The 13,474-nt window shown below is 71.2% G+C and carries 12 protein-coding genes; all 12 read left to right on the forward strand.

Translation table 11 applies throughout. The features are described from left to right. The first annotated feature begins 7 nt into the window (after positions 1-7). The 12 genes from P0Y48_13970 to P0Y48_14025 all read left to right on the forward strand — a co-directional run bounded on the left by P0Y48_13970 (position 8) and on the right by P0Y48_14025 (position 13,316). Positions 8-463 carry a hypothetical protein gene (locus P0Y48_13970; GenBank protein WEK13545.1) on the forward strand — a complete coding sequence of 152 codons (456 nt, stop codon included), beginning with the start codon at positions 8-10 and terminating at the stop codon, positions 461-463. Between the two features lie 79 nt (positions 464-542). After that, a complete protein-coding gene (locus P0Y48_13975; protein WEK13546.1) occupies positions 543-1,208 on the forward strand; it encodes a spermidine/putrescine ABC transporter substrate-binding protein in 666 nt (221 codons plus the stop codon). Between the two features lie 10 nt (positions 1,209-1,218). Beyond that, a complete protein-coding gene (locus P0Y48_13980; GenBank protein WEK13547.1) occupies positions 1,219-2,778 on the forward strand; it encodes a DUF5684 domain-containing protein in 1,560 nt (519 codons plus the stop codon). Positions 2,779-2,818: 40 nt separating this feature from the next. Continuing rightward, positions 2,819-3,877, forward strand: coding sequence for an RDD family protein (locus tag P0Y48_13985; protein ID WEK13548.1), 1,059 nt, complete (start codon positions 2,819-2,821; stop codon positions 3,875-3,877). Beyond that, positions 3,874-8,346 (forward strand): FtsK/SpoIIIE domain-containing protein, encoded by a 4,473-nt coding sequence (locus P0Y48_13990; protein ID WEK13549.1) that lies wholly within the window; start codon positions 3,874-3,876, stop codon positions 8,344-8,346. Before P0Y48_13985 ends, P0Y48_13990 begins: the two co-directional genes overlap by 4 nt. A gap of 186 nt (positions 8,347-8,532) precedes the next feature. Further along, positions 8,533-8,820, forward strand: coding sequence for a WXG100 family type VII secretion target (locus tag P0Y48_13995; protein WEK13550.1), 288 nt, complete (start codon positions 8,533-8,535; stop codon positions 8,818-8,820). Between the two features lie 64 nt (positions 8,821-8,884). Next, the gene (locus P0Y48_14000; protein ID WEK13551.1) at positions 8,885-9,181 is read left to right on the forward strand and encodes a hypothetical protein; all 297 of its coding nucleotides are present in this window, start codon (positions 8,885-8,887) and stop codon (positions 9,179-9,181) included. Between the two features lie 13 nt (positions 9,182-9,194). Further along, positions 9,195-10,547, forward strand: a complete 1,353-nt coding sequence (locus tag P0Y48_14005; protein WEK13552.1) for a hypothetical protein — start codon at positions 9,195-9,197, stop codon at positions 10,545-10,547. Positions 10,548-10,606: 59 nt separating this feature from the next. Further along, entirely contained in the window at positions 10,607-11,197 is a 591-nt protein-coding gene (locus P0Y48_14010; GenBank protein WEK13553.1) for a hypothetical protein, read from the forward strand. Continuing rightward, positions 11,194-12,060: a hypothetical protein gene (locus P0Y48_14015; GenBank protein WEK13554.1), complete on the forward strand. Its 867-nt coding sequence runs from the start codon at positions 11,194-11,196 to the stop codon at positions 12,058-12,060. The genes P0Y48_14010 and P0Y48_14015 overlap by 4 nt, the downstream gene beginning before the upstream one ends. After that, complete coding sequence (locus P0Y48_14020) at positions 12,057-12,677, forward strand: hypothetical protein (protein WEK13555.1); 621 nt, start codon at positions 12,057-12,059, stop codon at positions 12,675-12,677. Before P0Y48_14015 ends, P0Y48_14020 begins: the two co-directional genes overlap by 4 nt. Before the next feature lie 129 nt (positions 12,678-12,806). Next, positions 12,807-13,316 carry a hypothetical protein gene (locus P0Y48_14025; GenBank protein WEK13556.1) on the forward strand — a complete coding sequence of 170 codons (510 nt, stop codon included), beginning with the start codon at positions 12,807-12,809 and terminating at the stop codon, positions 13,314-13,316. Positions 13,317-13,474: the final 158 nt, after the last annotated feature.

A 13,474-nucleotide genomic window follows, 5' to 3' on the forward strand; every position in this document is an offset into this window, starting at 1 on the left:
ATCTTCCGTGCGGCCGGCTCTGGCCCTCGCGTTCACCGCGGCCGGGTTCGTCGCCCTGCTGATCGCCGGCTTCGGAATCGTCAGCCTGCTCACCGACACGGAGGTCATCGGCATCCCGGGCCTCGGCGCCGTGCCGGGGGCCGCCGCGTTCGCTGCCGCCACCGTCGCGTTCGCCGGGTTGACGTGGCTGTCGGTGCGGGTGCCGCATCCGTCGTTCGTCTCCGTCGTGGCCGTCATCGCGGGCGTCTTCCTCGTCTATCTCGCGGGCCTGTGGGTGGGGGCGCTGGTGACGGGCACGGATGCCGGACGTGCCACGGCGGCCGTCAGCGGCTTCGTCGGGAGTTCGTTCGCCGTGGTGCTCGCGGCATCCGCCGCCGTGTGCGCCTGGGTCGCGGTCGCTCTCGTGCGCACGCGTGCGTCGCGGCCGCGCTGGCCGTGGGAGGACGAGGACGACGACCGGTGAGGCCCCGTGAGGGCGTGCGCCGCGCGCGGAACGAGGGAAATCCCACCCGCGCGGCCGTCAACAGGGGACAATGGTGCCCGTGGAGCGGTCGATCGAGACCCAGGTCAGCCAGGCGGTCGACGCCTGGCTGAAGTGGTTGCCGCGCTGGGAGCCGGCAACGCACCGCGGACGGGTCGCTCCGTGTCGCCGTTGTTTCGGTTCGCCCGTGCTGTCGGCGGCGGGTCTGGGGGCCGACGTTCCCCACGGGGTGCAGCACGGTCTCTCCACGCGCATCAAGACGATCGTCGACCACGCGGTGGCCGAGTACACGTCGCGCAATCTGCCGATGCTGCAGGCGGAACTGGATCAGCAGGCCGCGCGCAACCGCGCACGCAGCTACCGGCCCACGGAGGGCCTCGCGCCCGAGTTCGAGGGACTTCCGCTCGACCCCGATCCCGTGCCCGGTGCGCCGTTCCTCTTCACGATCTCCGGTCTCGCCGACGAGGAGAACGCGGACATCCCGGCGCTTCCGCCGTTGTCGGACGAGGCCAAAGCCGCGCTGCGTCAAGAGGTGGGGCTCGCCGACGACTACGCGAACATGATCGGACGCGAGGTCTGCACGGTCCTGCTGCATCACCGCCTGCGCATCCAGGCCGCTGTCGGTCAGTACGTCGAGCCGCAGATCGCGGCGATGCTGGACGAGCTCACGAAGTCGCTCGACGCACCCTTCGATCCCGGAAGCGAGCCCGGCATCCCCGACCTCTAAGGTGGAGGGCATGAGTCCGACGATCGACACCTCGCTGGCGCCCCTCGTGGGCTTGCTGGCTTTCGTGATCGGCATCGCCCTCTACGTGTGGATGGCGCTCGCGCTGTCGGCCATGTTCCGCAAGATGGGCGAGGAGGCGTGGAAGGGCTGGGTGCCGTTCCTCAATCAGGCCACGGTGCTCGCGTGGGGCGGCTTCTCCCCGCTGCTCATCCTGCTTCTCCTGGTGCCGATCGTGGGACAGCTCGCCGTGCTCGTTCTCCTGATCGTCTCCGCGCACCGCATCAACCCGGGCTTCGGCTACGGCACGAGCATGACGGTGGTCGCGGCGTTCCTGTTCATCGTGTGGGCGAGCATCCTCGGGTTCGGCCCGGCCCCGTGGCGGGGTGCGCGGCACTCGATCGCGCCCGCACCGCCGCTTCCTCCGGGGGTTCCGCCGGCGCCCCCGCTCCCGCCGCTTCCGTCGACGAGCGCCTCCTTCGCGGCGTCGTCCGCCGCGACCGGTGCCAGCTACCCTGCAGCGCCGCCGCTTCCGCCGGCCGGCATCCCGGCGGCCTTCCCCTCGCCGACGGGGACGTTCTCCGCGGTGCCGTTCCCGGGAGCGCCCTCGCGCGACCCGCTTGCGGCGCAGCCCGTCGTTCCCACGTTGGGTGGGTGGGCGCCGCAGTCATCCGCGGCGCCGGGTGCGTCTCGCGCGAGCGAGGACGAACCCGACATGGCGTCATGGCCGTCCGAGATCGATGACGTGTCGGCTGTCTCGCCGTCGCCGTTCCCGCCGAGCGCCGCAGCACCGATCGGCGCCCGTCGCGCTTCGTCGCCGCAGCCGTCGCCCGAGCCGCTGTCGGACCCGTCCGCGGTCGCCCCGAGTGGTGAGCCGACCGCCGCATCCGACGCCGTCGCACCGGAGCCCGCGGCCTCCGCCGACCCCGAAGGCCTCATCTCCTTCGTGCCGGGCAGGCGCTCTGCCGTTCCCGAGACGCCCGCACCGCCCGCTCCCGTGACGCGGATGCCGGTCACCGCACCGATCGAGACGCCGCTGCCCTCCCGCGCCGACCGGGGCGACGAGTTCCCCGAACTGTCGGGGGAGGTCTCGGCGGTCGTCGGTTCGCCCGTGGCCGGCGCCCCGCTGTCGGCACGGTCGTCGGTGTCCGCCCAGCAGCGCACTCCGGAAGCCGCCGAGGTGCCGCAGCACGCCGCACCGAGCGAGGACGACGTCGACCAGACCGTCATGGTGCGGCGCAAGAAGATCACGTGGCAACTCGTGCCGGGATCCGGACCCGCCGTTCCGTTGACGGGAGAGGTCGTCGTGCTGGGTCGCCGCCCCGCCGCAGACGCCGCCTTCCCGCAGGCGCAGCTCGTCGCCGTGCAGGACGATGCGCGCACCGTCTCCAAGACGCACGCGCGCCTCGAACTGCGCGGGGAGAAGTGGCTCGTCACCGACCTCGGCTCGACCAACGGCGTGCTCGTGCGCACGCTCATGGGCGAGGAGATCGAGGTGGAGCCGGGTACCGAGCTCGAACCGGGCGAGCGGTTCTTCCTCGGCGACGAAGAATTCCACCTGCAGCACGATTGAGCGACCGGCGACGCCGTCGCCCACCCCCCGAGGAGCATCGATGACCGACGACGTCCAGGTGGACGCCGCCCCGACGACATCCGACCCCGCCGACCTCGGCGAGCGGCTCGGCATGGTCGCGGCGGCGCCGGGGGTGCGCACGTGGGCGTTCGTGATCGACCTGCTGGTGCTGGCGGTGCTGGCATCCCCGGCGCTCATCGGCTACATGATCGACGCGCCCGTCGCCACGCTCGTCCTGTACATCGTGGGTGCGGCGCTGCCGGTGGTCTTCGGCATCCTGCAGCTCGTGCTCCACGGCCGTCGCGGCGTGACGGTCGGTAAGGCGTCGATGCGCCTGCGCTCGGTGCGCGTCGACGACTTCACGCGGCCCGGCTTCTGGCGCATCGTGCTGCGCGCCCTCGTGCTCGGTGCGTCCGGCATCCTGCCCGTCATCGGTCCGCTCGTCGTGTTGACCTCGAACCTGTGGGACCGGCGCGGACGCAGCGTGCTGGACAAGACGGCCGGGTGCTGGCTGCTCGACGTCCGCGCGGGCATCGACCCGTTCGACGCGTCGCAGCTGCGTCGTGCGCGCCGGGCGCTGGAGGCACCGAATCGCGACATCTCCGAGCACCTGCCGTCGCTGGCGACCGTCCCCGTCGCCGATCGTCCCGTGCTGGAGGAGCGCCGCTCGCGCGCCGGCATCGTCGGCGTCTCGCGCCAGACGTGGAGCGAACGGCCCGATGTCGTGGCTCCGGTCGTCGCGGCGGTCGCCGACCCGGCCGCGCCGTTCCTCGTCTTCGAAGACGGTTCGACGGTGATCGTCCCCTCGTACGGACTCATCGGACGGATGCCGGAGGCCCCTACGGGCCGCGCCGCCGACGTCCTGCTCACCCTCGAAGACCCGCAGCTGCTGCTCTCGAAGACCCACCTCGCGTTCGGTGTCGAAGACGGCACGGTGTGGGTGCTCGATCAGGGATCCAGCAACGGAACCGCGATCGTCGGAGCCGACGGGACGGACTCGCCGCTTCCCGCGGGGACGCGTGTCGCGGTCGCCCACGGCACGGTCGTCCGGGCGGGCGGCCGGATGTTCCAGGTGCGTTACGGAGGACTCGGCGCATGAAGATCAAGCTCGCCCTGCGTCGCGAGGCCGCGCCGCCCGTCGACGTCATCGTCACGGCCGACGCGACGGCGACAGTCGAAGACGTCGCGCGGTCGCTGGTCGACCCGGCGCGACTGACACCCTCGGTGACCCCGACGCTCCTCGTCGCCCCGCCCGCGGGCGAACCCGTGCAGCTCGATCCGACGGCGCTGCTGGGTGATGCCCCGGTGGGCTCCGGCTTCGACGCATCGGTCGTGCCGGCGACCGTCGAAGCGTACGCCGCGGGCGGCGAGACGGCCGCCGTGCTGCAGATCCTCAACGGACCGGAGGCGGGCCGGGTCGTTCCGCTCTCGCGGGGCACGACCATCATCGGGCGCACCGAGCCGGCTCACGTCGTGCTGTCCGACCCGCAGGTGTCGAAGCGGCATGCGCGCATCGAGATCGACCAGGAGATCGAGGTCATCGATCTGAACTCCGCCAACGGGCTGCTCGTCGACGGCGGACTCGTCCAGCGCGTCCGCGTGCTCCCGGGGCAGGTCATCACGATCGGCGCGACCGACGTCACGTTCGTGAAGACCGAGACGGCTCCCGGCGCCGACGACGACCGCGTGCTGGAGCGGGGCGGCACGCTGCTGTTCAACCGGTCGCCCCGCGTCGAGAAGCGGTATCCGGGCAAAGAGCACCGGCATCCGATGATCCCCGCGGAGGCCGACCCGCGCATCTTCCCGTGGCCCATGATCGCCGCGCCCGTCCTGCTCGGCTTCGCGATGTTCGCCTTCACCGGACGATCGTCGTCGCTCCTGATCATCGTCATGGCACCGCTCATGATGCTCGGGAACTTCATCGGCCAGCGCACGCAGCAGGGCAAGAAGCTGCGACAGGAGATCGAGACGTTCGAGCGGCAGCTCGACGAGCTCGAAGACGCCATGGCGGCCGAGGAGATCGTCGAACGGGAGCGACGCCGCGAAGAGGCGCCGCCGACGGCGACGGTGTACGAGCAGGCGATGCGCCTCGGACCGCTCCTGTGGACCCGGCGCCCCGAGCACTGGAACTTCCTGTCGCTTCGACTGGGGTCGGGCACCGCAGCCAGCCGGAACACGATCAAAGAGGTCAACGACCAGCGCGGCATCGCGCAGTACGCCGATCAGGTCACCGCGGTGGGGCAGCGCTTCGCCCGCATCGAGGACGTGCCGCTCATCGAGCTGCTGCCGTCCGCGGGCGCGATCGGCCTCGCCGGTCCCCGCCAGCCGGTGGGCGATGTCCTCCGAGGGCTCAGCGTGCAGCTGTTCGGACTCCACGCTCCGAACGAGGTGATCACCGCGGCGATCGTCGACCCCGCGTGGACGCCCGACGTCGAGTGGATGAAGTGGCTGCCGCACACGACCAGCCCGCAGTCGCCGTTCGCGGAGATCGCGCTGGCCGACAGCCAGTCCGCCGGCACGGTGTTGCTGAACGCCCTGGAGGAGGCGATCCTCGAACGCCTCTCGGGTTCGCCGTCGCATCGCGGACCGCTCGCCGTGGCCGACATGTCGATGGAGGCCGGCAAGCACGTCGGCGAGCGTCCGGGCCAGACCTCCAAGACGGCCGGCGACGTGGCTCTCGTCCTCATCGTCACCAACGACGCCCCCGTCGACCGTGCGCGCCTGACGCAGCTCATCGAGCGCGGACCGGATGCCGGTGTCTACACGATCTTCGTCGCCCCGACCGTCGAGTCGCTGCCGGCGGCCTGCCGCACCTACCTCGACGTCACCGACGGGCTCGACAATGCTTCGGTCGGCTGGGTGCGCTCGGGGGAGCGCATCGACGACGTCACGGTCGAGGGGGTCTCCCGCGAGTACGCGGAGCACTTCGCGAAGCGCCTCGCGCCGGTCGTGGACTCCAGCTCCGTCGCCCCCGACTCCTCCGACCTGCCGCAGAGCGTGTCGCTGCTGCGGCTCGTGGGAACCGAGCGCGCCGCCGAGACCTCGGCCGTGCTCGAGCGCTGGCGGCAGAACGCGTCCATCATCGACCGTTCCCGCACGCCGCGGCCGCGCCTGAAGCGCGCGGGCACGCTGAAGGCGTACATCGGCCAAGGGAGCCCCGACGCGATGTCGCTCGACCTGCGCACGCAGGGTCCGCACGCGCTCGTCGGCGGCACGACCGGGTCCGGCAAGAGCGAGTTCCTGCAGGCGTGGGTGCTCGGCATGGCGGCCGAATACAGTCCCGACCGCGTGACGTTCCTCTTCGTCGACTACAAGGGCGGCTCCGCCTTCGCCGACTGCGTCGAACTGCCGCACTGCGTCGGGCTCGTGACCGACCTGAGCCCTCACCTCGTGCGCCGGGCACTCACGAGCTTGCGGGCCGAGCTCCACCACCGCGAGCACCTCTTCAACCGCAAGAAGGCCAAAGACCTCCTCGAGCTGGAGAAGCGCCAGGACCCCGATACCCCACCCGCGCTCGTCCTCGTGATCGACGAGTTCGCGGCGCTCGCGACCGAGGTGCCCGAGTTCGTCGACGGTGTCGTCGACATCGCCCAGCGGGGCCGCTCGCTCGGCATCCACCTGATCATGGCCACGCAGCGTCCCGCCGGCGTCATCAAGGACAACCTGCGCGCGAACACCAACCTGCGCGTGGCGCTGCGCATGGCGGATGCCTCGGACTCGAACGACGTGGTCGGCGATGTCGTGGCATCCACGTTCGATCCGTCCATCCCGGGCCGCGGCATCGCGAAGACGGGCCCCGGGCGACTCGTGCCCTTCCAGTCGGCCTACGCGGGCGGCTGGACCACGGACGACCCCGACCGCGCGCAGGTGCGGGTCGCCGAGCTGCGCTTCGGCTCGGTCACCCTGTGGGAGAACGACGACGATCGCAAGGAGAGCGACACGCACGACGAGGATCTCGGACCGAACGACCAGAAGCGACTCGTGGCGAACCTCGTCGCCGCGACCGCCGAGGCCGGCCTTCCGCAGCCCCGGCGTCCCTGGCTCGACGATCTGGCGACGACGATCGACCTGCGCGACCTTCCCCTGGAAGGCGACAGCCGCATCCCTCTCGGTCTCGCCGACATCCCGCAGCGCCAGCTCCAGGAAGCGGTCACGTTCGTTCCCGACGCCGACGGCCACCTCCTCGTGTACGGCACGAGCGGCGCGGGCAAGTCCGTTGCGCTCCGCTCCATCGGCATCGCCGCGGGTGCGCGCCCCGAAGCCGGCCGCGCCGCCGTCTACGGCATCGACTTCGGCACGGGTGCGCTGCGTTCGCTGGAGGTCATGCCGCACGTCGGGTCCGTCGTCTCCGGCGACGACGTCGAGCGGGTGCAACGACTGCTGCGCACCCTCCGCAGCATGCTCGACGACCGCGCGAAGCGGTTCTCCGAAGCGGGAGCCGCCACCCTCTCCGAATACCGCACGATCACCGGCGACCTGCAGGAGCCTCGCATCGTGCTGCTGCTCGACGGCTTCGGCGTCTTCAAGCAGGACTGGGAGACCGTCTCGGCTCGGGCCCCCTTCTACGCGATCTTCATGCGGATCCTCGGCGAGGGCAGGCCCCTCGGCATCCACGTGGTCGCCACCGCCGACCGCTACGGCGCCGTTCCCACTGCGGTGAGCGCGAACGTCACCAAGCGGGTCGTGCTGCGCATGTCCGACGAGGGGGCGTACGCCATCCTGGGCGTCGCCAAGGACGTCCTGAGCGAGCGGAGCGCACCCGGCCGCGCCATCGTCGACGGCCTGGAGACCCAGATGGCCGTCATCGGCGGCACGACCAACGTCGCGGAGCAGAACGCGGCGAGCGCCGAGTTCGCACGCGATCTCCGTGCGAGGGGAGCCGTCGAGGCGCGCAACATCGGCTCGCTCCCGACCGAGCTCGCTCCCGCCGATCTTCCCGACCGCATCGACGACCTGCCCGTGCTGGGTGTCGGTGACGACACGCTCGGCCCGAAGGGGTTCGAGCCCGTGGGCACGTTCGTCGTCGCAGGTCCGCCCCAGTCGGGGAAGACGACGGCGCTGCGGGCGATCGTCGCCGCCATGGAGCGGTTCGACCCCAAGGTCGAGCTCTTCCACATCGGCGGGCGACGGGCAGCACTCCGCGACGCGCGGGCGTGGCGCCGAGCCGCGTCGGGCATCGAAGACGTGCGGGCGCTCGCGAAGGAGCTGAAGGACGTCGTGGCCGACGAGAGCATCCCCACGCGGATCGTCATCGTCGTCGAGAACGTGACGGAGTTCGGCGACACGGATGCCGAGAGGCCGCTGAAGGAGCTCTTCCAGGCGATCAACCGGAGCGACCATCTGCTGATCGCCGACGGCGACGTCACGCAGCTCTCGAGCGGCTACGGCCTCATCGGCGAGCTCAAGGCCGGCCGTCACGGCATCGCGCTACGTCCGGAGAGCTACGACGGCGAGTCGCTGTTCAAGGTGCCGTTCCCCAAGGTGCAGCGGCACGAGTTCCCCGTCGGACGCGGTCTGTTCGTCGAGAACGGCCGCTTCGTCACGGTGCAGCTCCCGCTTGCGGACTGATCCGGCATCCGCCACGGACGCTCACCCGCGACGGGCAGTCACGGCGGCAACATCCCGGTGATTTCGGCGGGCCCGTCGCCGTCGATACGTGGTTGCGCCCCGCTGCCCGCCGGACGGCCCTCCGCGGGCTTCCTACCCTGGGTGCGCCGGGTGGTCCGGCGCGCGTGAGAGCGGGGAGATGGATCGATGGTGGATTTCAAGGCTTCGTACGGCGAGATGGAAGCGATGTCGGGGAAGCTCGACTCGGGTCGTGAGGAGATCGGTGACATTCTTCGTCGTCTGAAGAGCGATGTGGACCGGTTGCTGGGCGATGACTTCAAGACGCAGCACGCGTCGGGCAAGTTCGGTGAGGGGTACAACGAGCTGACGACCGGTCTGGAGAAGGCCATCGAGGGCATCTCGGACATGGGTGAGTCGCTGCGCAAGATGCAGCAGGCGATCAAGGACACCGACCAGGCACTCGCCGGCAACTGACGCTGAGGTACGAGCCCGAGGCCGAGGTCGCCGGGCACGAACCCACGCATGAGTGGAGAGCGTGATGGCTGGTGACGAGATCGATGTCGACCTCGACGATCTGAAGCTGATGACCGAACGGCTCGGCCACTTCGTGACCGAGTTCGAGGAGCTTGGCGGGGCGACCGACGACGTCGAGGACGCGGTGGGCCGTCCGACGGGCGACGGACGCCTGCGCGGCCGTGTCGGCGACTTCGAGTCGGGGTGGAACGGCAACCGCGAGGTCGTCCAGGAGTCGCTCGACAACGTGCACACGCACCTGTCCGACTTCATCGCCAACATCGAAGAGCTCGACCGCAACCTGGCCACCGACGAACGCTGACAGAGGATCACCCATGACTTACGGATACCTGGTCTCGCCCACGCGCCATTTCCCGCTCGAGACGATCGAAGGGAACCCCGAGACCATCTCCTCGGCCGGTCAGCGATACACGCGCATCGGCTCGCAGATGGAGTGGACCGCCGAGGAGCTCGACAAGCTCGCGGCGAGCACGAAGTACAAGGCCGAAGGGCTGGACGCCATCCGCGAGTCGGCCGGCGAGCTCGCGGGCGAGCTGCACAAGGTGGCTTCCCGCTACAGCGACACGGGCCCCGTCCTCGTCACCTACGCGAGTGCCCTGCGGAAGGCGCAGCGGACCACGGTCGACCCGCTCGTCCAGCCGATCCGAAACGCGCACGAAGCCGCGCAGGAAGCCGCCGAGGAGCTCCGCCGCGCGCAGAATGCCGCCGACGACCTCGACCACACCTGGCCGTGGGAGGACGAGCCGACCGACGCCGACCGTCGCGCGGCGGGATCCGGCGTCTCCACCGCCCGCACCGCCTCGACCACCGCCGCCGGCGCGCTCGAGGATCTCTGGCAGTCGTTCGAGACCGGATATGACGAGTGGGAGAAGGCCTACGAGGCGGCCGTCACGGGCGTGAAGAACGCGTGCGACGCCTCCGGCATCAACGACACCTGGTGGGAGGACCTCCTCGACGGCCTCGCGACGGTTGCGACCGTCATCGGCACGATCGCCGTCATCGCCGCCATCATCATCTCCGGCCCCATCGCGGGCGTGCTGCTCGCCATCGCCGCGATCGCGAGCTTCGTCGCCCTCGCCGCCCACCTGACGATGATGATCGCCGGGTCCAAGCGGGTGAGCATGAGCGACATCGTCTTCGACCTCATCGGGGTCGTGCCGTTCCTCGGCGCCTTCGGCAAGGCCCTCAAGGGCGGCCAGGGCATGCTGGGATCGTTGCGGGCGGCCTCCGGCCTCGGGGGAGCCACCCGCGGCACGCTCGGCGTCGGCCGCAACGCGATCGCCTACGACCTGCGGAGCATCGCGGGCGCCGGCGGCCGCTACGGCGGACGCGCGGCCCGCGAAGCGCGCGCCGCCGGCATCGCCGACGACTTCTTCCGCGTCGTCCAGAACAGCTGGGGCCGCAACGCGTGGAACGCCATTCGCGAGGGCGGCACGCAGCTCGACGGCCAGGCGGCCACGATGGCCGACCGTCTCGCCTCGGCGTGGCCGGGCGGCCGGGCGGGGAACGCGACGCGCAACTGGCTCTCCGGCGTCGACGGCCCCGGCGCACTGATGCAGGGCACGAACGTGTGGAACCTCGGGTACGGCGGGTACCAGTCCCTGCAGGGCGTCGGTGTGCCTCTCCCCGACATGCCGGACGTCGTCCCCAACCCGTTCGGTCGATAGGTTGACCGCCGGTCCCCCGTTCGCCCCACCGGCGTCGCCTGCCGCGACAGGATGGAAGCATGCCCGGAACTCCGATGAGCGTCGCCTACGACGCCGACCGCTGGATCCACATCCCGCTCGACTACGTCGACACCCCGTGGGCGGATGCCGGCGAATGGTCGGGCTGGCTGGCCGAGGAGGCGACCCGCGGCCGTCCCGATGCGGAGGTGCTGCGGGATGCCGTCGCCGCCGAAGCGCTCGCGATCGCGCTCTTCCCCGCGGCGCACGTGTCGCTCCGCTTCTGGCACTATCCCGCCGACGGCGCACCCACGGGGTTCGTGGATGTCTTCGTCCAGGCGCGCGATGACGACGCCACCGCGCCGGCGGACCTCCTGCCCGACCTCGGCTTCACGGTCGTCCCGCCCGTCGTCGAGCCCGTCGCGGCGGAGGGGATGCCGACGGCCGTGCGCCGCCTCAGCATCCAGGCGACCCTGCCCTCGCCCGACGCGGAGCCGATGATCGTCCCGAAGGCCGAATGGATCGGCGCCGCCGACGGCTGGGTGGTCTATGCGGTCTCGACCGACTTCGACGCGAACCAGCTCGAGAGCCGCCTCGCCGACGCGGACGCGCTCTTCGCCGCCATCGATCCCGCCGAAGCAGCCGCCCGGTGAGCGCGCCACAGGGGCGGGTGCTCGACCGTATCGACGCCCTCGTCGAGGATGCCGACTACCGCGACGCTGAATCGGCCGTCGACGATGCATGGCGGATCGCGCTCCTGGCATCCGACCCGCGCGCCGCGCGCGCTCGCGAGGACGCGCGCACCGCGGCGGTGCGAGCCGCCAACGCGCGTCGTCGGCCCGACGCGACCCCGGTGCGCAGCGCCACCACCCTGCATCGGGTTCTCTTCGTCGTCGCCTTCCTCCTCGGCGCCGCGGCCGTTGCCGTCATCGCGATCTCGCCGCGGACGGGCAGCGCCGCATTCACGCTCCAGGAGGGCGCGCTGCTCGCGGGCGCACTGGCGGTGCTGTCCGCCGGACTCCTCTTCTGGCTCGAGCCGCTGCGGGCGAACGGGTCGCTGTGGGGCGGGCATCTCCCGGCGCGCATCCACCTGTTCTTCGCCGTCCTCTGGCTGCTGTTCGCGGCATCCGTCGTCGTCCTGCGCTGGGGCGAGGTGGACCGCTACCAGCCGCTGCCGGTGATCGCCGGACTCCTCCTGTTCGCGGCGGCCGGCGTAGCCGCCCTCGTCCTCTGGCGAAGGGGCCTGCGCGCCGACCGCAGCGGCACGCAGTCGGGCGTGGGCCGGCTGACCGGGGACCTCATCGACGAGGCGGATGCCGGGGAAGTGCTGGCCGCGCTCGACGCGTGGTGGGCCGCGGTCGGCCCGGCGGCGCTCGCGTCCGACCGGGAGGGGCTGGAGCAGGCTCGCGCGGCCGTCCTCGCCAAGCTTCGCGGCACGATGTACATCACCGAGCGGGAGGAGCGCGCCGCGCTTCGCAGGACCGCGGTGCCGGAGTGGAAGGAGCGTCGACGATGAACTCGCTGCGCGAAGAGCTTGGGGGAGAGCCCGTCACTGCCGCGACGCCATATACCCTGTTGTGCCCTCCGGGTTGGCGGCGCATTCCCGCTGCCGCACTCGCGGACGACGTGACGGTCGCGCCGGTGGTCGCCCAGCTGAAGGCGTCCGGGCGACCGGATCTGGTTCTTGCCTTCCGCGCGATGCTCGTCCGTTACCGCGGCGCCGTGCGCGAGTCAGGCGCGTTCCGGGCGTACCTCGCGCCGCTGGCCGACGGCATTCCGCTCCCCGCGGTGATGCTGGTTTCCCCCTTCGTCCTGCCCGACACGACGACGTGGGAGATGGCGCTGGCTCGCCTGGCCCGCGGCTCCGCTGTGGGCGATGCCGACTTCACCGAGACGCCCATGTGGGTCTGGCGAGGTTCGGGCCGCACCGGCGACGACGGCGCGGTCTTGGCGGGACGCTCCTCGCACTATCTGGTGCCGACCGCCGAGCCGGGAGCGCGCCGCGCGCTGTACTTCCACTTCACGGCCCTCGCCGCCGACGATCCGCAGACCCTCGCGCTCGCGGAGACGCTCGTGCGCGTCGGCGACCTGATGATGGGAACCATGCGCTGGGTGCACGCCGGTGCGCGCTGATCGGAGTGGACACCTACGTCGGCGAGCTGCTGTGCTTCTCCCTCGGGTGGGGTGCGCGCTGATGTTTGGCGCTGCCGCGGTGATCGCCGTTTACCTGCTGGTCAAGGACCGTCGTCGCACGGGGGGCGCATGACTCGCCGGCAACTCAACCGGGCGAACGTGCTCTGGCTGATCTTCACGAGCTCGCAAGTGGCGCTGGCGGGACTCCTGGTCGCGTTCATCGCAGGATCGCTCCTGTTCGTCGGTGGGCGCGTGGCTCCGATGCAGAACGAAGCCTGGCCGCAGCTGTGGGCGTGGCCGGTGTTCACGGTGCCGGGGTGGCTGCCCGTCGCGCTCGCTGTGGTCGGCGCGGCCGTCGTGATGCCCATGAGCGTCCTCACGCCAGCCGCGATGGCACCGCGTTTGCTGGGCGCCATTTCTCAGGCTTTCGCCGCGGGCGGCGCGACTGTGCTCTTCTCGGGGCTGTTTCCGGCGGAGACGGGAGTCATGCCTATGCCGTCGGGGGATGGATTGTTCCTCGGTCTTCATTGGGTCGCCGTGCCCCTGTCGCTGTTCAGCATCGGCGTGCTCGTCATCGCCCTCCTCGCGAAGGGCGGCGAGCATGAACGATCGCGCAGAACCGGAGGGCTGCTCCCGTGACGGCGGCTGATCGGCTTCCACTTCATGATGCCGCGCAGGGGAGCTAGGTGGCGTCGCAGGAGGTGGCGGACCGCGGGTCCCCGCGCCGACCGTGGCGGATCGGGGAGTTCTCCCCATTGGCTCCCCGGAGGGCGTCTCGTAGCCTGGGGGTGTGCCGG

The sequence above is a fragment of the Candidatus Microbacterium phytovorans genome (assembly GCA_029202445.1).
GTDB lineage: Bacteria > Actinomycetota > Actinomycetes > Actinomycetales > Microbacteriaceae > Microbacterium > Microbacterium phytovorans.

What these genes read in the sequence shown, in the direction of transcription:
- P0Y48_14020 (WEK13555.1), top strand. Translation starts at nt 12,057, where the DNA reads ATGAACTCGCTGCGCGAAGAGCTTGGGGGAGAGCCCGTCACTGCCGCG.
- P0Y48_14005 (WEK13552.1), top strand. Translation starts at nt 9,195, where the DNA reads ATGACTTACGGATACCTGGTCTCGCCCACGCGCCATTTCCCGCTCGAG.
- P0Y48_14000 (WEK13551.1), top strand. Translation starts at nt 8,885, where the DNA reads ATGGCTGGTGACGAGATCGATGTCGACCTCGACGATCTGAAGCTGATG.
- P0Y48_13980 (WEK13547.1), top strand. Translation starts at nt 1,219, where the DNA reads ATGAGTCCGACGATCGACACCTCGCTGGCGCCCCTCGTGGGCTTGCTG.
- P0Y48_13985 (WEK13548.1), top strand. Translation starts at nt 2,819, where the DNA reads ATGACCGACGACGTCCAGGTGGACGCCGCCCCGACGACATCCGACCCC.
- P0Y48_13995 (WEK13550.1), top strand. Translation starts at nt 8,533, where the DNA reads ATGGTGGATTTCAAGGCTTCGTACGGCGAGATGGAAGCGATGTCGGGG.
- P0Y48_14025 (WEK13556.1), top strand. Translation starts at nt 12,807, where the DNA reads ATGACTCGCCGGCAACTCAACCGGGCGAACGTGCTCTGGCTGATCTTC.
- P0Y48_13990 (WEK13549.1), top strand. Translation starts at nt 3,874, where the DNA reads ATGAAGATCAAGCTCGCCCTGCGTCGCGAGGCCGCGCCGCCCGTCGAC.
- P0Y48_14010 (WEK13553.1), top strand. Translation starts at nt 10,607, where the DNA reads ATGCCCGGAACTCCGATGAGCGTCGCCTACGACGCCGACCGCTGGATC.